Genomic DNA, 23182 nt, shown 5'->3' with positions numbered 1-23182 from the left:
TCAGCTCTCCTTCCAGACAGTGGTCCACCAGCGGGTCAGCCAGCCGGCGAGGACTCCGGTGACCAGCCCCGCGAGGCTGAGCACGATCAGCAGCAGCCAGCCGCGGCCCAGGCCCGGGCTTTCCGGGGTGGGGGAGGCGGCGACCAGATCGACGGTGAGCTCGATCGGCATGCCCGGGGCGTCACCGGCCCCGCCGACGGCGGCGAACGAGTTGCTGACCACCAGGCAGACCTCGGAGGGCGGTGGCTCCACGCCGGCGGCCGTCGGCGCGGCGGCGGACGGAGTACCGGCCAGGTCAGCAGTTCCATCGGGGTCGTCGGCCCGGTCGGTGCCGTCGGCCTGGTCGGTGCCGTCGGCCTGGTCGGTGTCGTCCGCCCGGTCGTCTTCCGGGCCGGCGGACCAGCGCAGGCCGGTGGACAGTACGTCGGTCCGGCCGCTGCCGGCGTCGGTACCCCGGACCAGTTCACGGCCGTTGGGATGGACCGCGCGGAGCAGGATCCCGTAGTCCCGGTTCACCGGTCGGTCCAGCGCGATGCTCACCGAGGCGCGCAACTCCTGGTCCGCTCGGATCGGTACGCGGTACCAGCGGTGCTCCTCGAAGCGTTCCCGGTCGGTGTAGACACCTGCCGCGAGCAGCGGTGCCGCCGTGCAGTCGGTGCTGCCGGTGACCAGCTCCGGGGTCTGGGTGTAGGTGTCCTGGGCCCGGTCGACCAGCTGGTTGATCCGGTCGGCGAGCTGGTCGGCGCTCTGCGCGGTGGTGTACGTGCCGCCGGTGGCCCCGGCGATGCAGACCAGTTGCTGACGGACCTTGTCGTCGAGGGTGAGGCCGAGCGTGTCGACGATCAGCCGGGTGCCCTGGGCGGCGAGTTCCCGGGCTACGTCGCACGGGTCGGGCGGGGCGCAGGTGTCCTCGCCGTCGGTGATCAGGACGATGCGGCGGGCGGTCTCACCGGAGCCGAGATCCTTGGCCGCCTCCCGCAGCGCCAGCCCGATCGGGGTGAAGCCGGTGGGCCGCAGGCTGGCGATCGCGGCCTTCGCCTGGTCACGGTCGACCGGCTCGACCGGCACGATCTGCTGGGTGTCCTGGCAGCCGAGTGCCTTGTCGTCGCCGGGGTAGGTGGCACCGAGGACGCGGATGCCCAGGTCGGTGCCGGCCGGCACGGCGTCGACGACCTCGTTGAACGCGCGTTGGGCGACGGCCATCCGGGTCTGGCCGTTCATGTCGGGCTCCCGCATCGAGCCGCTGACGTCCAGGACCAGCTGCATCCGCAGGTTCTCGGTGGTCTCGTCGGCGCCGGCGGGCGGGGTTCCAGGCAGGATGATTACGCCCAGTAGTCCGATCAGGACAACCTGGGCGGTACGTCGGATTATCACCGGTCGATCGTAGTAATCATCCTATGTGCCCTCCACATTGGTAGGCGGCCCAGTGCACGGGCGGTCGCCAAGGCCACCGGCTCAGTCGAGGGGTGGGGCCTCGAACAGTTCGGTGACCATCTTGGCGTAGTCACGGGCCATGTCGCCGAACTGGTAGCTGCGGGCGGCGGCCCGGGCCGCCAGTTCCACGTGTCTGCCGCGCAGATTGGTCGAGGCCAGCAGGGCGTCGGTCAGCCCGTCGCGGGCCGCCGGATCGAAGCCGATGGTGTACGCCGGATCGAGCAGTGCGGTCAACGCGCCCACCCGGGGCGCCACCACCGGGCGGCCGAACGAGACCGCCAGATGGAAGCTGCCCGAGTTGAGCACCGTGCGGTACGGCAGCACCACGGTGTCCGAGGCCTTGAAGTAGAACTGGACCTCGTCGTCCGGGACCGGATCGAACATCGCGGTGATCCGGGGGTCACCGTCGCAGCGTTCGGCCAGCCCGTCGCGCGGGTCGAGCCGTTTCGGCGCCCCCGCGACGACCAGCCGCAACCGGGGATCCTGCTCACCGGCCGCGTTGAACGCGTCGAGCAGTTCGCTGACCCCCTTGTACGGTCGGATCCCACCGAAGAACAGCAGGACGTGGTCGTCTGCGGCGTACCCGAACCGGCGACGGGCCGCGAGTCGACTCACCGAGTCGGGATACACCCCGAGGTAGCTGCTGTGCCGCACGATCCGGACCTTCTCCGGCGGCAACGGATAGTGTGGCGCGGTCGCCGCCATCGTCTCCGGGCAGAGCAGGTGCACGACATCGGCCTCGGCAGCGAGGTACCGGGCCAGTTCCTTCTCCACCTCCGGGAACTTCCACTCGTGCGGAAAGACGTTGTGGATGGTCCAGATCAGCCGGCCGCCCCGACGCCGTAGGTCGGCGATCCGGTTCTTGAACTCGGCCAGCCGCGCCGCCGCCTGCTGGGCGTCGGTGGCCGGGTGCACGATCGGGTCGGTCCAGTGCACGTGCAGCACGTAGTTGTCCAGCCGACCGGCGGCCAGGTGCGGGGCGGCGGAGACCCGGACGGCGTCGGCGACCGGGAACCACCGCACCCCGACGTCGCGTAGACCCGACATCAGCAGCTGCTGGTACGGATTGTCCAGGTAGTAGGGGTACGTGCCGACGAACCGGCTGTTGGCCCGGCGCGGCTGCGGGTCCAGGCCGCCGATCACCGCGTGCAGGTCCGCCGCCCGGCGGGCGAACGAGTGCCGCTCGCGTACCACTGCGGACAGCTGGCCGGCCAGCGCGACGGTGCCGGCGGGGTCGCCGGCCAGCCGGGCGATCAGGTCGCCGAGGCCGGCCGCGTCGCTGTACGTGGGCAGCTCCGCCAGCCCGAGTTCGGCAAGTCCGATCCGGCAGTTCGTCAGGGGCAGCGCGCCCGCCGCCAGGCTCTCCAGCAGCCGGGAGTTGACGTTGCCGTACGGCCGGGTGGTGTGGTTGAGGTCGTCGAGCACCAGCAGCGCCCGCCGGTACAGGCCCGGCAGGTTGAAATAGCTGGTCGGGCCGCCAGCGTACCGGGAGAAGTACGGATTCAGCCCGCGCTGCTCGCCGAAGACGACGAACGGGAAGGTGATGTCCACCCCGCGCAGGCACTGGTACAGGTGCCGCTCCCGGCCCCACGAGTTGACCGTCGTCACCGCGCCACCGCGGACCTGGTCGGCACCGGGCAGGGTGAACAGCTCGGTGTCCACCCCGAGCGGCAGCAACCCGACCGGCCCGTCGTAGTGCTCGCGCAGCCGGCTGACCGAAGCGGACGAGGAGGCGACCACCGTGTCGAACAGGGCGAGGTGCGGATGCTCCCGCCAGCGGTCGGTCTCGTTGCGGACCCAGGCGACGATCCGGCAGCGGTCCGGTACGGTCAGCGGGTCGAACGTCGGGATCATGGCGACCGCCACGTCGGTCTCCGGCGGCAGGTCCGCCCAGCGCTCCGCCGGCAGGTACGCGACCTCGTAGCCGTGTCGCTGCAGGTAGCGGCCGATTCCGACGGCGACGTAGAGGTCGCCACGGCCGGCGTCCAGGTCGACGGTGGAGACGCAGAACACCACCTTCGCCGTGTCCGAGCGGTGGAACCGGTCCTGCCCGCAGGCCCGCCGGTAGGCGTCGCACAGCACCGGATCAGCGGTCAGCCCCCGAAACTGGGCCGGCACGTTGGTGGCCGGCGCCCTGCGGCCCTCCGAGCTGTCGGCACCGGCACCGGTGCCGGCCGTGGCGCGTCGGTTGGTCGACCGGCTCCGTCGGCGTTTGACGGCCCGCAGGCCCTCGTTCGGCCGGAACACGTACCGGACCATCTTTGCGGCCCGGTACGTGTTGCTGTTGGTCATCTTGTTGATCCGGGTCTGCAGCCTGGTGGCCGTCTCCTGCAGTTCCTTGACCTTCTGCTGCGAGTCCTTCAGCTTTGCCTGGAACTGCGTCCGTTCCTGCTCGGCCCGGCGCAGCGTCTCACGGGCCTGCAGCGCGTCGAGTCGTTCCTGGCCGACCAGGTCCTGGGCGAGGCGGAACTGCTCGTCCAGCTGCCGGTGCCGGTGCTGCAGGTCGTCGAGTTGCGCGGCCAGCCGCTCGTTGACGGCCAGCGCGTCGAGGTGGGCCGAATGCTCGGCGGTGAGCCGCTGCTCGGTCAGGCTGATCCGGACCGCTTCGGTGGACGGCCGGCACTCCACGACGTACTGGTAGGTCTCGGCCTCCGCTCCGAGCTGGGCCACCACCCGGCGCAGCTCGGCGCTGATCTCGAAGGCGCGGGCCCGGTGCGGAGTCTGCTCGGCGGACCGGATCGTCCGGTGTGTCGCGCTGACCAGGAACCCGTTCGACTCGAGCAGCGTCTGCATGCTGGTCCGGGTGAAGAAGCGCAGGTGGGTCGAGTCCAGCAGGCCCGTCCTGGTGTACTCGAAGTTGCCGGTCATCAACTGGATGATGATCGACTCGTGCGCCATGTTCGGGAAGCTGACGACCAGGAGGCCGTCCGGAGCGAGGATCTTGTCGTCCCGCAGCGTGCGCAGCACGGCACCCGGCTCGATCAGGTGCTCCAGTACGTCGGCGAGGATCACCACGTCGTACTCGCGGCCGGCCAGCACGCCGGGCCAGTCCGGTTCCCGCAGGTCGACGACCACCGTCTCCTGTACGCCGCCGGCTCGGGCCTCGGCGAGCGCCTCGGTGTCGACGTCGGCGCAGGTGACGGTGCGCCCCGCGACGGTGGCGAGCATGCCGGAGACGACGCCCGGCCCCGAACCGAGGTCGAGTACCCGGGGGCCACCGCTCGCCGCCAGCCGGTAGACGGCGGCGGCGGTGTTGTTGGTGTCCTCCGGCTCGAAGCTGTAGGAGTATCTGCTCAAGTCCGTCTCCGCGGGTGCGCCGTGGGCCTCGTCGGCCGGGCGGTGCGTAGTCGGGGCTCAGGGGGTGGCTGAACAGCAACTTTACTGGATCAACGGGGTGATCGGCGGCGAAGCGACAGCAACCGCGTCAAATCTGGTTGGCGAGCCGTCGGGCCCGGCGCGGCTGGCGATCCGCTCGTCTCCGGCTGGTGATCGGGCTCGTCGTCTCCGGCTAGCCGCAGACGAGTGCGTCGATGTCGTCGCGGCGGCCGAGGCGACCGTCCCGGCCGTCGGCGAGAGCCAGTTCGACGAGCTTCTCGTAGCCGACGCGCAACTGCGGGGCATGGGTGGCGACCTGCTGGAGCCAACAGGTGGCAAACGCCTCGAGCTCCGACTCGATCTCGCTCAGCGGGGCGGTGAAGAACCGCTTGCTGAAGTGCAACCGGTTCCGGCACATGTAGTAGACGTAGTACGGCGGCGGGTACCTGCCGGCCGACCGCTTGTAGTGCCAGACCCGGGCGTAGGGCGCGAGGACGGTGCGCCAGCCGGCCTGCTGGGCACGCAGGCAGTAGTCGGTCTCCTCGTAGTAGAGAAAGTAGTCCTCGGAGAGCAGACCGATCTGGCGTAGCGTCTCCCGCCGGATCAGGAAACACGCGCCGGTGACGTAGTCGACGTCGCGTACCGTCCCGTCCGGCGCGGCCGGATCGAACACCCCGGCGTCGGCGTGGTACGTGGACCCGTGGCCCTTGATCACGCCGCCGTTGAACAGAATGCGGGCCGGGTGTCCGCCGTCGAGGATGCGGCTGCCGACGATCCCTGCGTCCGGGTGCTCCTCGGCGGTCTGCAGCAGGCGCGTCAACGTCTCCGCGCTGACGACCGCATCCGGGTTGAGCAGCCAGACGAACTCGGCGGACGACGTCAGAGCGGCCCGGATCCCGATGTTGCAGCCGGCGGCGAAGCCGACGTTGTCACCGGCCGAGACGACCTCCACGGCCGGATCCAGCAGGTCGGTGAGATCGGGCCCGTGGTGCTCCTGTTCGGTGTTGTCGACGACGATCACCCGCTGGTCGGCGGTGTCACTGGCCTGCAGCGAGGTGAGGCAACGAACAGTGTCGTCGTAGTGCCGGTAGTTGACTACGACGGTTGCTACCCGCGGCCCGATTCGCACCGGTGACCTCCCGAACGGCAGGCGTCCGCAGCCGGTCCGTCCACCTGGGCCGAGGCTATCAGCTCGGCCACCGGGTGTACGGCGGACCGCGCGGAGCCGGTCCGCCGTACACCGCTTGGTCATCGCCAGGTGTCGGTGAGGGTCGTCGCGTCGCCGGCCGGGGTGGCACTGCGGTTGCCGCCCGACTCCCAGTCGACGGTGCCGTCCGGTGCCCGCTTGACGTACTTGTACTCGAAGGACTCACCGGCCGGCAGCGTGACGCTGCCCGACCAGACCGGGTAGTCGTCCGCAGCGAGGGCGACCGCCCGGGTCGGGTCCCACGAGCCCAGCGCCGGGACCGAGCCGACGACCAGGACGTCCTGGCCGTACCAGGTGGTCGCGGTGACGTCAAAGGTGACCGCGACGGTGCCCGGCTGCTCTCCGCCGGAGCCGGGCTGGCCCCAGATGGCGGTGAGCGGGGTGCCGCCGACGCCGGTGCGGTTCGCGCCCGCTTCCCACTCGACCGCGCCGTTCGACGCCACCTTGACCAGTTTCCACTCGAACGCCGTACCGTCCGGGACGTCGACGGAGCCGGTCCAGGTCGGGTAGCTGGCCGCGTCGGTGTTCAGTGGCGCCGCGCCGGCCGGGTCCCAGGAGCCGAGTTCGGGCAGTGAGCCGACCACCCGTACTTGCTGGCCGGGTGTGGTCTGCACGGTGGCGGTGACCGGGGTGCCGTCGCCCGGGGGCGGGTCGACCGGGCCGCAGCCGGCCGGGTCGGTGCAGTCGAGCCGCGCCGCGACGTGCAGTGCCACCGCCCGGTTCGCCGGGATGTCGGCGTGGAAGCCGCCGTCGGTGATGGCGATCGTGCCACCGGTGCAGGTGCCACTGTCCGCCCGGTAGGTGCCCCGGGCCACGTTGCAGTACCGGCCGTCCGGCAGGCCGGTGGCGAAGCTGCGGCTCCAGGTGCTGCCGGTCGCGTTGAACGCGGCGTACCCGCGGTCGGCGCGGGCGAAGCCGAATCGGCCGTTGCCGTCGGTGACGACGCCGCCGATGCCGGCGCCGGCGGTGGCGTTGCGGAAACCGACCATTCCGGCGACCTGTTCGTCGCGGTGCTCGCAGATCCACTCGGCGCTGGCGCAGTCGGTCGGCAGCGTGGTGCCGTCGCCGGTGCTGGGCGGGCCCTGGGCGACCACCGGGCCGAAAGCGTAGCTGGACATCAACTGCGGGGTCCCGTACGGGTGGGCCAGCATGAACGCGTCGGCCAGGTAGTAGCGGTCGCCGTCCTGGTAGGTGAGCGTCGGGGTGGCTCGCTGGGTGTCGTGGTTGTCGATGAAGACGACAGCCTGGTCGCCGGTCAGCCCGCCGTAGTCCGGCAGGCTGGCCAGCTGGGCGATGTTGCCGTCGCGGAAGGCCGCGGCGACCGCCCGCTGGTAGTCGAAGTTGGTGACCTTGCCGTACGGCGCGTACGCGGTGTACGGAATGGTGGCGTCGCCGTACACCTCGTGGAACAGGTCGGGCCGGCCGCCGAAGCCGGGCACGTCGTCCAGCCGGGAGATGATGTCCGCCAGGTGGGCTTCCTGGACGTGCTTGGCGGCGTCCACCCGGAACCCGGCTACGCCGAGGGCGATCACCGAGTTCATGTACTTGGCGATCTTGCGGCGTACCTCCGGGTCGGCGGTGTTGAGGTCGGCCAGGTCGAGCAGCTCGCAGTCCTGCACCTCGGTCTTGCTGCCCCAGTTGCTGATGGTGCGGTAGCAGGGGCCGAAGTCGGCGTAGCCGTAGCTGTCTCCGGAGCCGTCGCCGAACAGGTCGGGATAGCCGTACTTGCGGTAGACGGTGCCGGCGCTGCCCGGCCCGCTGCCGACCGATCCGGTGCCGCTCATGTGGTTGAGCACCATGTCGACGTAGATCTTGACGCCCTGGTCCCGGCAGCGTTCGACCATGTCGACGAAGTCGGCCCGGTCGCCGCGCCGGGTCTGGTCGATCCGGTACGAGACCGGCTGGTAGTCCTGCCACCACGGGTAGCTGGCGCCCTCCGCGCTGGGCAGCACCACATGCTCCTGCGGTGGGGAGACCTGGACCCCACCCCAGCCGTCCGGGCCGAGTGTTGTCTCGCACTCCTCGGCGATGGAGTTCCACCGCCACTGGAACAGGTGCACGATCGCGTCGCCGTTGCCGACAGCGGTGGCGGTCGTCTCGGCGGTCGCGGCCGGGGCCGCTGCGCGGGGCGTTGCGGTGGCGGTGGCGGGCGCGGTCAGGGTGACGGCCAACGGGATCCCGAGGACGGCCGCCACGGCGGTGGCCACCGGTCTGGACACGGTCGATCCGGGCACGGACATCAGCGCTCCAATGCTGGTGATGGCTTGCCTGCGAGGAGGCAGGCAGCAGGGCCTGGCCCTGAAAGATCCTGCAAGGTTCGCAAGCACTTCCAGGCGTGTGGTGAGGGTAACAATCAGATGTCTCGCTGTGAACAGCTTGTTTCGGCCGGGAGCTTAGGGTGTCAGATGGCGGTCCCGGATCGGGCTGCAAGATCTGGTCTCAGCTTGCAGCAAGATCCGTCGAACTGCGGTCCGGCCTGGGGTCAGCCGGCGGTACGCGGAGTCCGCCCCCGACCGCCGACGGCCGGCCGACCGGCGGCCCCGACCGCCTCACTGACCGCCGTCGCCACCGCCGGATCGGCGTCCGGACGGGACAGCAGGATGAACTCCACCTCGCCCAGCGGCGGCAGATCGGCCGGGGCCACCGGGGTCAGGCCGACCGGCACCAGCCGGGCCGAGTGCGGCAGCAGGCCGAGACCGGCGCGGGCGGCGGCCACCAGCCCGCCGAGACTGCCGCTGGTGCAGGCGATCCGCCACGGCTGACCGGCCGACGAGAGCGCGGCGAGCGCCTGCGCCCGGGAGATGCTCGGTGGCGGGTAGACCACCAGCGGCACCGGTTCCCCGACGGCCCGCCGCGGCGGCGTCGGCTGGTCCGCCGCGCCCAGCCAGACCAGCCGGTCACGCCAGACCAGGGTGCCCCGGGACTGGCCCGTCAGACGTTTGGCGAAGACCAGGTCGAGTGCCCGGGCGTCCAGCAACTGATGCAGTGTGCCGCTCAGCGCCACGGTCAGCTCGACGTCGACCAGCGGGTTGCGGCGGCGGAAGGTCTGCAGCACGTCCGGCAGATAGCTGGAGATCAGGTCCTCGGAGACGCCGAGCCGCAGCTTGCCGCGTACCACCGTGGTGCTGAAATGCCGGCGGGCCCGGTCGTGCGCGTCGAGAATGTCCCGGGCGAAGCTGATCATCGCTTCGCCGTCCACCGTCAGCTGCACGGTGTGCGTGTCGCGCAGCAGCAGCGGCCGCCCGGCCGTCTCCTCCAACCGCCGTACGTGCGCGCTGACCGTGGACTGCCGCAGACCGAGCCGCTCGGCGGCCCGGGTGAAGCTCAGCAACTGGCTCACCGCCAGGAAGCTGCGCAGCTGGACGGGCTCGTACACGACCTGCATGTTATCGCGTTACGCGATGACAGTCAGTGCGTTGATCAGCTTTCCCGCTGATCGGCAGCCGCTCAGAATGGGTGGACCGCCCCCTGTTCACCTGGAGCACCCGGATGCGCTGGCCCCGCTGGCTGATCATCGACCCGTTCATCGCGATGCTGTTCGCCGTCGTGGCGCTCGCCGCGCTGCTCCCGGTCCGCGGCACCGCCGCCTCGGTCGCCGGTGTCGTCGCCAGCGTCGGCATCGCCCTGCTGTTCTTTTTGCACGGGGCCAGGATCGCCCCGGCGGCGGCCCTCGCCGGCGCCCGGCACTGGCGCCTGCACACCGTGGTGCTGAGCACCACCTTCGTGGTCTTCCCGCTGCTCGGCCTGGCCGTCGCGGTGATCAGCCCGCAACTGCTGCCGGCCGACCTCTACCAGGGGGTCCTCTTCCTCTGCGTGGTCCCCTCGACGGTGCAGTCGTCGATCGCGTTCACCTCGATCGCCCGGGGCAACGTGCCGGCCGCCGTGTTCAGCGCGTCGTTCTCCAACATCGTCGGGGTCGCGCTCACCCCGCTGCTCGCCGTGCTGCTCATGCAGAACACCGGTGACCTGCGGCTGACCGCCGGTTCGATCGGATCGATCGTCGGGCAGCTGCTGCTGCCGTTCGTCGCCGGTCAGTTGTCCCGACGGTGGACCGCCGACTGGATCGGCCGGCACAAGAGCCTGACCTCGGTGGTCGACCGGGGCTCGATCCTGCTGGTGGTCTACACCGCGTTCAGCGCCGGTGTGGTCGCCGGGATCTGGCAGCAGATCGCCGTCAGCCAGCTGCTGATTCTCGGCGCCACCGTCGGTGCCCTGCTGGCGGTGGTGATGGGGCTGTTGTTCGGAGTCACCCGGCTGCTCGGCTTCGACCACGCCGACCGGGCCGCGACGGTCTTCTGCGGCGCCAAGAAGAGCCTGGCCACCGGGTTGCCGATGGCGGCCGTGCTGTTCAGCCCGCAACTGCTCGGCATGCTGGTCCTACCGCTGATGATCTTCCACCAGATCCAGCTGATCGTCTGCGCGGCCCTGGCCCGGTGGTGGTCGAACCGGGCACCAGCGGCCCGTCCGTCAGGCGAGACGACCCGGGTGTAGGTGGGTTCGGCCGACGGTGGGTCGGTCCGGTCAACGGACGACTGAGTCGAGCTGCTCGGCGCCGTACCGCTCGATGTACCGCTCCAAGGTGTCGTCGCCCACGGCGGTCCAGAACTCGACGCCGCGATCGGTGTCCAGCCATATCACCCACTGGTCGCCGACGTATCCGGTGTTCGCCACCGGCGCGGTGACGAACCGGACGTCGTTGCGGATCTTGCGCAGGTCGAAGGTGAGCTGCCGGAGCTTGTCGTTGGTCAGGCCGTCGTCGACGGTGACGGTCGCGGTGATCGCGTCGAGCAGCGCGTCGAGCTGTCGTGGGCTGGTCAGGGTGTCCCGGTCGAGGGTCTCGTCGAGCAGCGCGCGCAGGTAGTTCTGGTGGCGGCGCATCCGGTCGAAGTCGCCCTCCGGCAGGCCGTAGCGCTGGCGTACGTACTTGACGGCCTGCTCGCCGTCGAGCCGCTGCGGTCCGGCGGGCCAGCTGGATCGCAGATTCGGTCCGGGCGTCCCGGCCGGGATCTCCACGGTCACTCCGCCGACCGCGTCGGTCAGGTCCTGCAGCCCGACGAGGTCGATCAGGGCGACGTGGTCGATGCGCAGCCCGGTCACGTTCTCGACGGTCTGCACGGCAAGGCTGGCGCCGCCGAGCGCGTACGCGGAATTGATCTTGAGGTTGCCGTGCCCGGGGACCGGCACCCACGAGTCGCGGGGGATGGAGACGACGTACGCCCGCTCCCGGCCGGCGGTGATCCGGACCGCCATCAGCGAGTCGGTCCGGCCGTACGGCCCGGTGGGGGAGTCCGCGCCGGTGGCGCTGGAGGCAAGGCTGTCAACGCCGGCGAGCAGCACGGTCAGCCCTTCCGGCGTCGGTGCCGGCCGTTGGTCGGCCGGGATGGTGGCGAACGGGTCGGGGATCCGCTTGATCTCGCCGAGGTAGTAGTGGCTGACGGCGGCCACCCCGGCCACCCCGGCGAGGGCGGCGACCACCAGGCCGGTGATGCCGAGCAGGGCGATGCGGCGCAGCCGGCGACGGCCGTGCCGGGCCGGTGGCCGCCGGTGCTGCCCAACGCCGGCGCTCGACCGGGTCAACGTCACCGGGCTGGTCGCTGAGACCCCCGGCTGCCGGTCGGACCACTGCGGCTGGTCCGCCGACCACTGCGGCTGGTCCGCCGACCACTGCGGCTGGTCGGCGGTCGTGGCCCACTGGCCGTACGCCTGGTCGGTCGTGGCCCATTGGTCGTGCTGCTGGTCGATGGTCCACTGGTGTGACTCGGCCCAGTCGTCGTCCGCCGTGGCGGGGCGGTGCTGGCTCTGGTCGTGCGCGGGCAGGTCAACCCAGTTCTCCCGGGCGGGTTCCGGATTGTCCTGATCGTCAGGTCGCCCGGTCATGTGGTCACCTCTGGCTCTCGATCGCGATCGCTGAGAGACCCAGGCTAACCAGACATTGGGGATCTATAACTCCAATCGGCGAAATCTAGACGAGACTCGGGCTGACCGGCGTCGTCGGGTGAACCGGATCGACAACTCGGCACCCGGCGCAGCCAACCGGGGTTAGCGTCACAATATGTCAGCAATAGTCGGTATTGTCGGTGATGTGGGTGGCCGCCAAGAGGGCGTCGACCCACTCGCCCTGGCCTGCACCCCGCACGACCTTCAGCAGACCGGTCGCTACCTGGACGACCGAGCGGCGATCGTCGCCCGCTGGTCCGACGGCGACCGGGCGGCGAGCCGGTCGCCGTACTCCGCGGGTCGGTCGCCGTACTACGCGGCCACGACGGACGCGGTCGCGGTCAGCTGCACCGCCCAACCCGACCTGCTCGACCTGTACCAGCGGCACGGTACGGCGGCCGTCACCCAGCTGACCGGCGAATTCGCGATCGCGGTCTGGGACCGCGACCGGAACCAGCTGCTGCTGGCGGCCGACCGGACCGGCGAGCGGACGCTGTACTGGCGGCTCAGTGGTGACCGGCTGACCTTCGCCTCGCAGCTGCGGGCGTTGCTGGCCGATCCGCATGCCAGCCAGGAGCTCGACCAGGTCGCACTGCACCACTACCTGACCTACCGGTACGTCCCCGCGCCATGGACGATCTACGCCGGCATCCGCAAGCTTCCCCCGGGCACGTCGCTGACCTGGGCGGACGGGCGGGTCACCACCCGTCGCTACTGGACACTCGACGCCGCTGCCGGGCCGTCGGCACCGGGCATCGACCAGGCCGCCGAGCAGCTACGCGAACGGCTGGTCGACGCCGTGCGTTCCCGGCTGCCGGCTACCGGGCCGCCGCAGGTGCTGCTCTCCGGCGGGATCAGCGCCACGCTGGTCGCGGCCGCCGTGACCCGCAGCACCAGCGTCAGGGCGCACACCTGCTCCGTCGGGTTCGGCGAACCCCGGCTCGACCAGCGGGCGGCGGCGCGAGCCGTCGCCCGGGCGCTCGGCACCGAGCACCAGGAGTATCTGGTGACCGGGCTCGATCCGGCCGTACCGCAGCAGATCGCCGGCCTGTTCGATGAACCGTTCGCCAGCCCGGCCGCGATCCCGGCCTACCTGGTCGCCAGGTACGCCGGGGTGCGACGGGCGGAGGCATTCTGCGGCCTCGGGGGTGCCCTGCTGTACGGCGGGTTCCCGCACCACCTGCTGCTCGGCTGGCTCAACGGCTGGCCGCAGCGGCCGGCCGGACTGCCGGGGTTGCAGCGGGCCGGGGCCGCGCTGGTGCGGCGGAGCACGGCCGGGACCCCGGTGCGTCGGCTCGGCCGGCTGCTGGAGGTCGCCGGCTGCCCACCGCCGACCCGGTACGCACGGATCGTCGCCGAGTGCAGCGCCGAGCAGAAGAACGCCCTCTACCCGGCGCGGCTGCGCGCCGAACTCGCCAACGTGGACAGCGGCCTGCTGGCTGAGGCGGCCTACCTCGCCTCGTCGGGGGACTCCCAGGCGGTCCGGATGACCGGTGCGGATCTACTCGGATACCTGCCCGGCGACGTACTCGCCCGGTGGTCGACGGTGTCGGCCGGCGCGGGACTACGGCTGCAGGCACCGTTGCTCGACCACCGACTGCTCGAGTGGGTGGCCGGCCTGCCGGCATCGTGGAAGGTGCCGGGGCGGCGGCGGAACCTGGCGCGGCGGGCGGCGGCCGGCTGGTTGCCGGGCCGGGTGGTCACCTCCGATTCGGTGGACGCCAGGCCACCGCTGGCCAGCTGGCTGCGGGCCGAGCTGCGCGAACTCGCCGGGGACCTGCTCACCGACCGGACCTTCCAGGACCGTGGTCTGTTCCAGCCGGCAGCGGTCCGCCGGCTGCTCGACGAGCACCAGGCCGGGCTGGACCACGCTGGCGAGATCTACACATTGCTTCAACTCGAACTCTGGCTGCGGCACCGGCCGGGGCCGGTGAGAGACCCCGCACTTGCTGGTCAGCGCGACATGACCTTGGAAGAATCGGGGTACGGCACAACCGGTGCCGGAGGTTGTCCGGCGGCGGCATCGCCAACCGGAGACCTTCGGTAACCGTGCCGGAACGGATAGTGTGATCATCATCGACGCGCCGGTCAACCAGGACCGGCGTCGCTGTACCTGCTGCATGTACGTGGAGGTGGAGTTCTCTACATGACCGACCCGACCCCCACCAAGGCCTCCGGATCCGGCGACAAGTCCGGATCGAGCCAAAAGTCGGACTCAACCAGGCCGCCGGAGTCCCGGCGTCCGTTCCAGCTCTCCTCCTGGGCGGAAGCCAAGTTCATCGGCGACGTGCTCCGCACCGAGACCGTCGGCGGCGGGCTGCTGCTGCTCGGCGCGGTCATCGCGCTGATCTGGGCCAACTCACCGTGGGGTGACGCCTACACCGACCTGGGCCAGTTCGTGCCCTGGCCCGGCGGGGCACCGCTGCACCTGGACGTCGACCTGGCGCACTGGGCGGCGGACGGCCTGTTGGCGATCTTTTTCTTCGTGGTCGGTCTGGAGCTCAAACGCGAGTTCGTCGCCGGTGAACTGCGCAGCCCACGCCGGGCCGCGCTACCGGTGATCGCCGCGATCGGCGGCATGGCCATGCCGGCGCTCATCTACGTACTGATCAACCTGAACACCGGCGACAGCGCGCTGCGCGGCTGGGCGATCCCCACCGCCACCGACATCGCGTTCGCCCTCGCCGTGCTCGCCGTCATCGGCTCCCACCTGCCGCAGGGCCTGCGCGCCTTCCTGCTCACCCTGGCCGTCGTCGACGACCTGCTGGCGATCACCATCATCGCGTTCTTCTACACCGAACAGGTCAACTTCCTGGCCCTGGCCGGCTCCCTGCTGCCGCTGCTCGCCTTCGCGCTGCTGCTGCGGTTCGGCAGGACCTGGTGGTGGGCGCTGATCCCACTGGCCGCCATCACCTGGACGCTGATGCACGCCTCCGGCGTACACGCCACCATCGCCGGCGTACTGCTCGGCTTCATGGTGCCGGTGCTGCCCCGCAAGGGCGAGCAGCACGGCCTGGCCGAGCACTTCGAACACCGGTGGCGGCCGATCTCCGCCGGCTTCGCCGTGCCGGTCTTCGCCTTCTTCGCCGCCGGGGTGTCGCTGCGTGACGGCGGCATCGGCTCGGTGCTGACCGATCCGGTGGCGATCGGGGTGATCGCCGGGCTGGTCCTCGGCAAGACGATCGGCATCCTGGGCGCCACCGGGCTGATGACCCGCTTCACCCGCGCCGACCTGGGCGGGCTGAAATGGGTCGACCTGCTCGGGGTGTCGCTGCTGGCCGGCATCGGGTTCACCGTCTCGCTGCTGATCGGCGAGTTGGCGTTCGGCGCCGGCAGCGACCGCGACGCCCACGTCAAAGCGGCCGTCCTGATCGGCTCGCTGACCGCGGCGATGCTCGCCGCCATCGTCCTCAGCCGGCGCAACAAGGTCTACCGGCGGATCTCCGAACAGGAACGGCAGGACCGCGACGGGGACGGAATCCCGGACATCTACCAGCAGCTGCCGCAACCGACACCGGACGACGACCGCCGCTGACCCGGAGTGCCCCGGCGGCGCCCCCGCAACCCGGTCGTGGCCCTGGTCCTGCCCTAGTCGAGGGACAGGTCCAGCAGCGACCGGAGTGCGGGGCCGCCGCCGTCCAGCGTGATCCGGCGGGTCAGCCGCACCGACTCCAACATCCGGCGGTCGTGGGTGACCAGCAGCAACGTGCCGGTGAACGACGCCAGCGCCGACTCCAACTGCTCGATCGCCGGCAGATCCAGATGGTTCGTCGGCTCGTCGAGGACCAGCAGGTTCACCCCGCGCGCCTGCAGCAACGCCAACGCCGTACGGGTCCGCTCGCCCGGCGACAGGGTGGCCGCCGGCCGCAGCACGTGGTCGGCCCGCAGCCCGAACTTCGCCAGCACCGTACGGGCCTCGGCCGGGGCCAGGTCGGCCGCCGCCCGGAACGCGTCCAGCACCGGCTCGTCGCGCAGGAACAGCCGGCGGGCCTGGTCGATCTCGCCGACCACCACCCCGGGACCGAGCCACGACTCGCCCGAATCCAGCGGCAGCCGCCCCAGCAACGCACCGAGCAGCGTCGACTTGCCGGACCCGTTCGGCCCGGTGATCGCCACCCGGTCCGCCCAGTCGATCTGCAGATCCACCGGGCCGAGGGTGAACCCGCCCCGGCGTACCACCGCCTGGCGCAGCACCGCGACCACCGCGCCGGACCGGGGCGCGGCGGCGATCTCCATCCGCAGCTCCCACTCCTTGCGCGGCTCCTCGACGGTCTCCAGCCGCTCGATCATCCGCTCGGTCTGCCGCGCCTTCGCCGCCTGCTTCTCCGACGTCTCGCCCCGGAAGTGGGGGATGAACTTGTCGTTGTCGGTGGCCTTGCGCCGCGCGTTGCGGACGCCTTTCTCCATCCAGGCCCGCTGAGTACGGGCGCGGGTTTCCAGCCCGGCCCGGGTGTCGGCGTACTCCTCGTACGCCGCCCGGGCCTGCCGGCGAGCCACCTCCCGCTCGGCCAGGTACGCCTCGTACCCGCCGCCGTAGTGGTTGACCTGCTGCTGGGCCAGGTCCAGCTCGACCACCCGGTTCACCGTACGGGCCAGGAACTCCCGGTCGTGCGACACCAGCACGGCACCGGCGCGCAACCCGGTGACGAACTGCTCCAGCCGGGCCAGCCCGGCCAGGTCCAGATCGTTGGTCGGCTCGTCGAGCAGCACCACGTCGTAGCGGCTGAGCAGCAGCGACGCGAGCTGGGCGCGGGCCGCCTGGCCGCCGGAGAGCGCCGTCGTCGGCTGGTCCAACGTCACCGTCAGACCCAGGTCGGCGACCACCTGCTCGGCGCGTTCGGCCAGGTCGGCGCCGCCGAGATCCAGCCAGCGTTCCAGCGCCACCGCGTACGCGTCGTCGGCGCCGGCCCGGCCGTCGGCCAGTGCCTGCGTCGACGCGTCCAGGTCGTGCTGCGCCGCCGCCACCCCGGTCCGGCGGGCCAGGTAGTCGCGTACCGACTCGCCCGGCCGGCGCTGCGGCTCCTGCGGCAGCAGCCCGACGGTGGCGGTCGGCGGGTTGCGGGTGACCGTGCCGGACTCGGGCGCGGCGGTGCCGGCGAGGATCCGCAGCAGCGTCGACTTGCCGGCACCGTTCGCGCCGACCAGACCGACCACGTCGCCGGGCGCGACGACGAGGTCCAGCCCGGTGAAGAGTTGCCGGTCACCGTGCCCGGCGGACAGGTCCCTGGCGATCAACGTGGCGCTCATGGCCCGGCGATCGTAGCCGCCGACCGGCAGACTGTGCTGATGATTTCGACGCTGGCGATCGACTGCGGCGGCGGCGGCATCAAGGCGTCCGTACTCGATGAGGCCGGCACCATGCGGGCCCGGCCGCTGCGGGTGCCGACCCCGTACCCGCTGCCGCCGATACGCTTCGTCGACACCCTGCGCGGGTTGCGTGACCAACTGCCGGCGGCAGACCGGGTCACCGTCGGGATGCCCGGCATGATCCGCCACGGTGTCGTGGTCGCCACCCCGCACTACGTGACCAAGGCCGGTCCGCGGACCAGGGTCGACCCGGGGCTGCTCGCCGAATGGTCCGGCTTCGACGCCCGTACGGCGCTCGGCGCCGCCTTCGACCTGCCGGTGCTGGTGCTCAACGACGCCGAGGTGCACGGCGCCGGGGTGGTCGCCGGCACCGGCTGCGAACTGGTCCTGACCCTTGGCACCGGGCTCGGCTGCGCGCTGTTCGACGGCGGCCGGCTCGCCCCGCACCTGGAGCTGTCCCAGGCGCCGGTGCGCTGGGGGCAGAGCTACGACACCTACGTCGGCGAGCACGAACGCCGCCGGCTCGGCGACGCGTTCTGGTCCCGGCGGGTACGCGGTGTCGTCGACGGTCTGCGACCGGTGTTCTGTTGGGACCGGCTCTACCTCGGCGGCGGCAACTCGCGGCTGATCCGTCCCGAGCAGGTGGCCCGGATGGGCGACGACGTGGTGGTGGTGCCGAACACGGCCGGCATCGTCGGCGGCGTACGGGCCTGGACGCTGATCCGACCCTGAGAACCGATCCGACCCTGACCGGACTGTGCCGGATCGTCCCGAAGCTGACTGGGTGACCGGCGGATGTCCGGTACGGGAACAGTCGCATTCCGCCGGTGGTTGTGCCAGCGTCAAGGGTGTCGGTGATCGCGACCGGGAAGGTGGGGCGGCCATGGATCTGTTGGAGGAGTACCGCCGGGCGAACCTGTACTTCGAGTCCGGCGACCCGTCCGGGGCGGCCCGGCTGCTGGAGCCGATCATCGCCGCCGAGCCCGACAACTCGGCGGTCCGCCAGCTGCTGGCCCGCTCCTACTTCAAGTCGGCGCAGCTCGGCCGGGCCGAGGAGCAGTTGCGCGAGCTGATCGACCGCGACCCGAGCGACCACTACGCCCATCACGTGCTGGGCCGTACCCTGGAACGGCTCGGCCGGCCGTCGCAGGCGCTGCGGCACCTGCGGCTCGCCGCCGCCATGCGCTCCGAGCATTCGGACTACCTGGCCGCGCTGCGCCGGGTCGAGGCGAAGGTCAACGGAAGGGCGTCGTGAAGATCAAACTGGACCTGCACGACATCTACAACCGTGGCCAGGACATCGACCGGGCGCTGCGGGGCGTCATCGACGAGGCGGTGGCCAAGAAGGCCACCCTCGTCGAGATCATCCCCGGTAAGGGATCCGGCCAGCTGAAGAAGCGGGTGCTGCGCTTCCTCGACCAGAAGGACGTCAAGCAGCTCTACCACCGGGTGGAGAAGGACTCGAAGAACTTCGGCCGGCTGTTCGTCCATTTCAGATGGAAGTGACTCCGATCGGAGTTACTCGGCCGCCTATCGTGGGCTGAGGGCCGCCATCGCCCGGTCGACGTAGTCGGCGAGTGAGTCCTCGGTCGTGGACGCCAGCCAGGCGTGCTGCGCCGCGACCAGACAGCCGAAGGCGGCGGCGGCGAGCGCCCCGGGCGTCGGATCGTCGGCGGCGTACGGGGCGCCGGCCGCCGTGGCGCGCTCCCGTAGCACCGCGACGGCGGCGTGCTGCATGCTCTGCAGCTTGCGCAGGTAGACGGCGAGCAGCGCGGGCGTCTCCAGGATCACCCGCTGGACGGGCTTGCTGACCTGCTGCTGGCCTGACGTGTCTGCTGAGGCGTCCACGATGTCGAACAGCCGGCGCAGCGACGTCCAGACGGGTTCGCCGGCGGGGCGCTCGCGCAGGTTGTCGAGCATGTCGTCGGCACCGAGGTCGAACTTGCCGACGACGATGTCCTCCTTCGTGGCGAAGTAGCGGAAGATGCTGCGTTGGGACATGCCGACGGCCGCCGCGATGTCGTCGATGGTGGTGGCGTCGTAGCCCCGGGAGACGAAGAGCTGCAGTGCCGCGTCGGCGATGTCGCGCTGCACCGCCCGACGGGTGCGTTCGCGCAGGGTTGGCTGCTTTCCAGTCATGATGAGGCCAGCTTAGCACTGGCCGTCGCAGTTGACAGTTGCTGACAGTTTCGTCGTACAGTGTCGTCATGACCAAGGTGATCGTCATTACCGGATCCAGCGACGGCATCGGCGCTGCGGCCGCCCGTCAGCTGCACAGCGCCGGCCACCGGGTGGTCGTCGTCGGGCGCTCCCCGCGCAAGACCGAGGCCGTCGCCCGCGAGATCGGCGCGGAGCACTTCCTCGCCGACTTCGCCCGCCTCGACGAGGTACGCAAGCTCGCCGCCGAACTGGACGCCGCGTACCCGCGCATCGACGTGCTCGCCAACAACGCCGGCGGCGTCTTCGGTGACCCCACCAAAACCACCGACGGCTTCGAGCTGACCTTCCAGATCAACCACCTGGCACCGTTCCTGCTGACCCGGCTGCTCATCGACAAGCTGACCGCGTCGCGGGCCACCGTGATCCAGACGTCGAGCGTCGGCGCACGGCTGGCCGGCAAGCTCGACGTCGACGACCTCAACCTCGACCGCAACTTCGACCCGGTACGCGCCTACAGCGCCGCCAAGCTGGAGAACATCCTGTTCACCACGGAACTGCACCGCCGCTACCACGCCGAAGGCATCGCCGCCGCCGCCTTCCACCCGGGCAACGTCGCGACCAGCTTCGGCACCCGGTCGGCGAGCCGGCTGATGCGGTTCATCACCACCAACCCGGTCACCCGGGCCATGCTGACCACCCCGGAGAAGGGCGCCGACCAGCTGGTCTGGCTGGCCACCAGCCGGCCCGGCGTCGACTGGGAGCCCGGCCGCTACTACGAGAAGCGCCGGCCCGCCAGGCGCGTCAACTCCCAGGCGTACGACCCTGATCTCGCCCGCCGGCTGTGGGAGCGTTCGGAGCAGCTGCTCGGCTGACCGGCGTCGCCGCAGCAGACCGCGTCGCGGCATCCCGGCCGGTCGCGGCATCCCGGCCGGTCGCGGCCTGCCGGGTCGACCAGGCCGACAGTGCAGCGACCGGGTCGTCGGCGAAGAACCGGATCGTCCGTACGTGTGCGATGCGGCCCAACGGGCGGACCACCCGCAGCGGCTCGGCCAGCTCGACCACCAGGTTGGTCTGCGCGATCGCCGACACGATGAGCACGTCACCGTCGACCCGGATGGTGCCCTGCTCGTTGTAGTTGCGGACCAGCCGGACCTCGGTGACCAGCCGACGGGGCACCCGGACGTCCAGGAACGCGGCGTTGCGGACCCGGATCCCGTCGGGCCCGACCACGTGCGGTCGGGTCACGGTCGCGGCGATCACCGCCAGAGCGATCAGTACGCCGTACGCGTCGATCAGCAGGATCGCGTGCCGCAGCGGGTCCGGGGCACCGATCGCCCGCAGCAGGATCTCCACCGCGACCAGCTCCACGATCGACACCACCAGGAACATCACCATCGTCGACGCCACCGCCCCGGCGTAGGGCACCGCCGTCGCCGACTCCGGTACGCCGTGGCGGCGACGGCGTACCCACAGCCAGAGGCTGACCAGGCCGGCACCCTCGAAGCCGACCAGCCGGCGCAGCACCACCCCGACCCGACGCGCGGTCATCGGTGACCTCGCAGCCGGGCGAGGATCAGCCGGAACACCTCGGCCTGGGCGGGGGAGAACTCACCGGTGATGGCGGCCAGCCACTGGACGCCTGCCGCGTCGCCCGCGTTCGTGACGATGGCGTCGGTCATCTCGGCGGGCAGGAAGCCCTCCAGGTCGGCGGCGAGCGACGCCACCCGCGCGTCTGCCGGGTCGGCGTCGGCGATCTCGTCGAGCCGTCGGTAGAACTCCTGCGTACGGGCCAGCATCGCAGGCTCGGTCAGCGGCTGGAACAGCGCGCTGAACTCACCCCGCTGCTCCGGCCCGACCCCGGTGTCCAGCAGCGCCAGCATCTCCCGGTCCAGGGCGGCGAACGCCGAGCCGTCGGTCGGCAGTTGACGCAGCACCACTGCCATCTCCTCGGACACCGTGGCATCGGCGTCCAGCTCGTCGATGGACTCGCCGGCGGCCAGCAGCACAGCGAGCCGCCGCCGCCTGCTGGCGATCGCGGCCTGCTGGCGGGCCAGGTCGGCGTCCAGTTCGGTGAGCACCTCGCGCAGCTCCCGGCCCCGGTCGTCGGCGAGCACGTCCCGGATCTCGTCGAGGGAGAGTCCGAGTTCGCTCAGCCGGCGTACCCGGGCCAGCGCGACCGCGTCCCGCAGCCGGTACTCCCGGTAGCCGTTGGACAGCCGCTCCGGTTCGGGCAGCAGCCCCAGGTGGTGGTAGTGGCGCACGGTCCGGGTGGAGACCCCGACCAGCGCGGCAAGCTCGCCGATCCGCATGCCACCAGTAGAAACGTTGCCGCTACGGCAAGGTCAAGCTTGCCGTAGCGGCCTCACAGACTGTCAGGCGTCTTGGAGTTCTCGGAGGTGGTGGTCGGTTGCCTGGAACCGTGGCCAGTCCGGCGTGTGACAGCCGACCGCGTGCAGCGCGGTACGGATGTCCATCAGCAGCCTGCTGGCAGCGAACTCGAAGCTGGTGGCCTCGGTCGACGTGGCGATGTCCACGATCCGGTCAGCGAGCTTCGCGGCGATCTGGACCTCGACGTCCAGAGAATCCAATTGCTCCTGGACCGCATCGATGAATTCTTCGAACTGCTCATCGGTGCCATGGGGGGTGCTGACGAAGGTCATCTGGACCGCGAGACGGAACTCTTTCACGTTGCCTCCCAGCACGTCGCCCGACGAAGCTGAGCCCTCATGTCTCGCAAGTAGTTCGGGTTCGAGGGCGTTGTTGACATCGTCTTCATGCACTTACAGGGATTCGGGCACTTCAACTTGAAGTGCTTGTTCCCTCCTCCGGTGACGGACCAGCCATCCTTCTCGACCTCCTTGAGGAGTTCCTCGTACTCGCCGCCGAGCCTGTGACGAGGTCGTGACACCGTGAGTTCTCCTCGTGTTCGAGGGTACCTTGGATTGCTGCCGCTACGGCAGAGGTCTTTCGTGGGTCGATCCTCTCGTCAGTATCGATGTTCAGGGCGCAGGCCGGGTCGGACATATAACTCATTTGGCGCACTGTCGGTTATGAGACAGTCACTGAAAGCTACTTTTGGCGGATGTTGCCGGCCGATCGGCTACGGCCACCAGTGCAGTGTCGACGAACATGACGACGGGGGTGTGGCGTCGTTGCCGCCGCGACAAGGTCAAGCAGCGATCGTCAACGCGATGGCCCCCGTGCGGCGGCGCTGTCGAGGGCGACGGTGACGACCTTACGCACCGCCGGTTCGTCCGGCGGGTCGCTCTCCCGGTCAGCGAAGAGCAGATGTCCGGTTCCTGCCAGTATCGGCGCGAGCGTGTCGATGTCGGCGTCGACCGCGATCCGGCCGAGGTCGCGCTCGGCGGCCAGGTAGGACGCGATCATGGTCGTGGCGTCCGAGAGGATCGGCAGTCGGGGGTCCGGTCTGGTGCGCCGCAACCGGCTGCGTAGCTCGTCGCGGGAGACGATGAGACTGATCAGGGCGAGGGTCACCGATCCGAACAGCTCGGTGAGCAGCCCGGTCAGGTTGCCGGCGACGGTGCCGGTCCCGGCTGCCTGCTGCAGGGCAGCGGCCTGGGTGTCGATCCGGGCCATCCGGTCCAGCACGAACTCGGTGACGAAGGTGTCGAAGTCGGCGAAGTAGCGGTGCAGGACGCCCTTGGCGACCCCCGCCTCGGTGGTGACCGCCCGGCTGGTCAGACCACTTGGCCCAGCTTGGAGAAGGACGCGTTCGGCGGCGTCGAACAACTGCTCGCGCGCGTCGTGGATGGCCACACCGGTTGGCACTGTGCGCTCCTCCGCTCGCCTGTCGGGCCGCCG

The 23182-nt window shown here is 70.7% G+C and carries 19 protein-coding genes; 7 read left to right on the top strand and 12 right to left on the bottom strand.

Annotated features, from left to right (window positions below):
* The 5 genes from ACFHWU_RS05025 to ACFHWU_RS05005 all read right to left on the bottom strand — a co-directional run bounded on the left by ACFHWU_RS05025 (window position 1) and on the right by ACFHWU_RS05005 (window position 9332).
* Entirely contained in the window at window positions 1–1374 is a 1374-nt protein-coding gene (locus tag ACFHWU_RS05025; RefSeq protein WP_416589908.1) for a VWA domain-containing protein, read from the bottom strand.
* Between the two features lie 81 nt (window positions 1375–1455).
* Window positions 1456–4731, bottom strand: coding sequence for a methyltransferase domain-containing protein (locus ACFHWU_RS05020; protein WP_416589907.1), 3276 nt, complete (start codon window positions 4729–4731; stop codon window positions 1456–1458).
* Window positions 4732–4942: 211 nt separating this feature from the next.
* Entirely contained in the window at window positions 4943–5878 is a 936-nt protein-coding gene (locus ACFHWU_RS05015) for a glycosyltransferase family 2 protein (protein WP_416551183.1), read from the bottom strand.
* A 119-nt stretch (window positions 5879–5997) separates the two neighbouring features.
* On the bottom strand, window positions 5998–8175 hold the full coding sequence (locus ACFHWU_RS05010; protein WP_416589906.1) for a carbohydrate-binding module family 20 domain-containing protein: 2178 nt from the start codon (window positions 8173–8175) through the stop codon (window positions 5998–6000).
* Window positions 8176–8438: 263 nt separating this feature from the next.
* Window positions 8439–9332 carry a LysR family transcriptional regulator gene (locus tag ACFHWU_RS05005; RefSeq protein WP_416551185.1) on the bottom strand — a complete coding sequence of 298 codons (894 nt, stop codon included), beginning with the start codon at window positions 9330–9332 and terminating at the stop codon, window positions 8439–8441.
* A gap of 80 nt (window positions 9333–9412) precedes the next feature.
* Between ACFHWU_RS05005 and ACFHWU_RS05000 the strand changes: the two genes are divergently transcribed.
* Window positions 9413–10447, top strand: coding sequence for a bile acid:sodium symporter family protein (locus tag ACFHWU_RS05000; protein WP_416589905.1), 1035 nt, complete (start codon window positions 9413–9415; stop codon window positions 10445–10447).
* A 30-nt stretch (window positions 10448–10477) separates the two neighbouring features.
* Here the strand turns inward: ACFHWU_RS05000 and ACFHWU_RS04995 are convergent, their stop codons facing one another.
* Complete coding sequence (locus ACFHWU_RS04995; protein WP_416589904.1) at window positions 10478–11833, bottom strand: LCP family protein; 1356 nt, start codon at window positions 11831–11833, stop codon at window positions 10478–10480.
* Between the two features lie 205 nt (window positions 11834–12038).
* On the opposite strand from ACFHWU_RS04995, the gene ACFHWU_RS04990 reads away from it, so the two are divergent.
* Both ACFHWU_RS04990 and nhaA read left to right on the top strand, forming a co-directional pair.
* A complete protein-coding gene (locus ACFHWU_RS04990) occupies window positions 12039–13940 on the top strand; it encodes an asparagine synthetase B family protein (protein ID WP_416589903.1) in 1902 nt (633 codons plus the stop codon).
* 99 nt (window positions 13941–14039) lie between these two features.
* Entirely contained in the window at window positions 14040–15428 is a 1389-nt protein-coding gene (gene nhaA / locus ACFHWU_RS04985; protein WP_416589902.1) for a Na+/H+ antiporter NhaA, read from the top strand.
* 53 nt (window positions 15429–15481) lie between these two features.
* Here nhaA and ACFHWU_RS04980 read toward each other — a convergent pair whose 3' ends face one another.
* Window positions 15482–17140, bottom strand: a complete 1659-nt coding sequence (locus ACFHWU_RS04980; protein ID WP_416589901.1) for an ABC-F family ATP-binding cassette domain-containing protein — start codon at window positions 17138–17140, stop codon at window positions 15482–15484.
* Between the two features lie 39 nt (window positions 17141–17179).
* On the opposite strand from ACFHWU_RS04980, the gene ACFHWU_RS04975 reads away from it, so the two are divergent.
* The 3 genes from ACFHWU_RS04975 to ACFHWU_RS04965 all read left to right on the top strand — a co-directional run bounded on the left by ACFHWU_RS04975 (window position 17180) and on the right by ACFHWU_RS04965 (window position 18706).
* Window positions 17180–17932, top strand: coding sequence for an ROK family protein (locus ACFHWU_RS04975; RefSeq protein ID WP_416567834.1), 753 nt, complete (start codon window positions 17180–17182; stop codon window positions 17930–17932).
* Between the two features lie 151 nt (window positions 17933–18083).
* Window positions 18084–18455 (top strand): tetratricopeptide repeat protein, encoded by a 372-nt coding sequence (locus ACFHWU_RS04970; protein ID WP_123607363.1) that lies wholly within the window; start codon window positions 18084–18086, stop codon window positions 18453–18455.
* Window positions 18452–18706 (top strand): Smr/MutS family protein, encoded by a 255-nt coding sequence (locus ACFHWU_RS04965; RefSeq protein ID WP_123606272.1) that lies wholly within the window; start codon window positions 18452–18454, stop codon window positions 18704–18706. The genes ACFHWU_RS04970 and ACFHWU_RS04965 overlap by 4 nt, the downstream gene beginning before the upstream one ends.
* Before the next feature lie 24 nt (window positions 18707–18730).
* On the opposite strand, the gene ACFHWU_RS04960 is transcribed toward ACFHWU_RS04965, so the two are convergent.
* Window positions 18731–19339: a TetR/AcrR family transcriptional regulator gene (locus ACFHWU_RS04960; protein ID WP_416589900.1), complete on the bottom strand. Its 609-nt coding sequence runs from the start codon at window positions 19337–19339 to the stop codon at window positions 18731–18733.
* Between the two features lie 68 nt (window positions 19340–19407).
* Between ACFHWU_RS04960 and ACFHWU_RS04955 the strand changes: the two genes are divergently transcribed.
* On the top strand, window positions 19408–20232 hold the full coding sequence (locus tag ACFHWU_RS04955; RefSeq protein WP_416551193.1) for an SDR family NAD(P)-dependent oxidoreductase: 825 nt from the start codon (window positions 19408–19410) through the stop codon (window positions 20230–20232).
* Here ACFHWU_RS04955 and ACFHWU_RS04950 read toward each other — a convergent pair.
* From ACFHWU_RS04950 to ACFHWU_RS04935, 4 genes are all read right to left on the bottom strand, one after another.
* Window positions 20162–20908, bottom strand: coding sequence for a hypothetical protein (locus ACFHWU_RS04950; protein ID WP_416589899.1), 747 nt, complete (start codon window positions 20906–20908; stop codon window positions 20162–20164). The two genes, ACFHWU_RS04955 and ACFHWU_RS04950, sit on opposite strands and share 71 nt — an antisense overlap.
* Window positions 20905–21669 carry a MerR family transcriptional regulator gene (locus tag ACFHWU_RS04945; protein ID WP_416551195.1) on the bottom strand — a complete coding sequence of 255 codons (765 nt, stop codon included), beginning with the start codon at window positions 21667–21669 and terminating at the stop codon, window positions 20905–20907. The genes ACFHWU_RS04950 and ACFHWU_RS04945 overlap by 4 nt, the downstream gene beginning before the upstream one ends.
* Window positions 21670–21732: 63 nt before the next feature.
* Window positions 21733–22140 (bottom strand): hypothetical protein, encoded by a 408-nt coding sequence (locus tag ACFHWU_RS04940; protein ID WP_416551196.1) that lies wholly within the window; start codon window positions 22138–22140, stop codon window positions 21733–21735.
* 403 nt (window positions 22141–22543) lie between these two features.
* Window positions 22544–23149 (bottom strand): TetR/AcrR family transcriptional regulator, encoded by a 606-nt coding sequence (locus tag ACFHWU_RS04935; RefSeq protein ID WP_416551197.1) that lies wholly within the window; start codon window positions 23147–23149, stop codon window positions 22544–22546.
* Window positions 23150–23182: the final 33 nt, after the last annotated feature.

Source organism: Micromonospora sp. LOL_015, assembly GCF_048060275.1.
Classification (GTDB): Bacteria; Actinomycetota; Actinomycetes; order Mycobacteriales; family Micromonosporaceae; genus Micromonospora_E.
This window is presented reverse-complemented; position numbering and strand designations above follow the sequence as displayed.

What these genes read in the sequence shown, in the direction of transcription:
- ACFHWU_RS04995 (WP_416589904.1), bottom strand. Translation starts at nt 11,833, where the DNA reads ATGACCGGGCGACCTGACGATCAGGACAATCCGGAACCCGCCCGGGAG.
- nhaA (WP_416589902.1), top strand. Translation starts at nt 14,040, where the DNA reads ATGACCGACCCGACCCCCACCAAGGCCTCCGGATCCGGCGACAAGTCC.
- ACFHWU_RS04980 (WP_416589901.1), bottom strand. Translation starts at nt 17,140, where the DNA reads ATGAGCGCCACGTTGATCGCCAGGGACCTGTCCGCCGGGCACGGTGAC.
- ACFHWU_RS04975 (WP_416567834.1), top strand. Translation starts at nt 17,180, where the DNA reads ATGATTTCGACGCTGGCGATCGACTGCGGCGGCGGCGGCATCAAGGCG.
- ACFHWU_RS04970 (WP_123607363.1), top strand. Translation starts at nt 18,084, where the DNA reads ATGGATCTGTTGGAGGAGTACCGCCGGGCGAACCTGTACTTCGAGTCC.
- ACFHWU_RS04960 (WP_416589900.1), bottom strand. Translation starts at nt 19,339, where the DNA reads ATGACTGGAAAGCAGCCAACCCTGCGCGAACGCACCCGTCGGGCGGTG.
- ACFHWU_RS04955 (WP_416551193.1), top strand. Translation starts at nt 19,408, where the DNA reads ATGACCAAGGTGATCGTCATTACCGGATCCAGCGACGGCATCGGCGCT.
- ACFHWU_RS04950 (WP_416589899.1), bottom strand. Translation starts at nt 20,908, where the DNA reads ATGACCGCGCGTCGGGTCGGGGTGGTGCTGCGCCGGCTGGTCGGCTTC.
- ACFHWU_RS04945 (WP_416551195.1), bottom strand. Translation starts at nt 21,669, where the DNA reads ATGCGGATCGGCGAGCTTGCCGCGCTGGTCGGGGTCTCCACCCGGACC.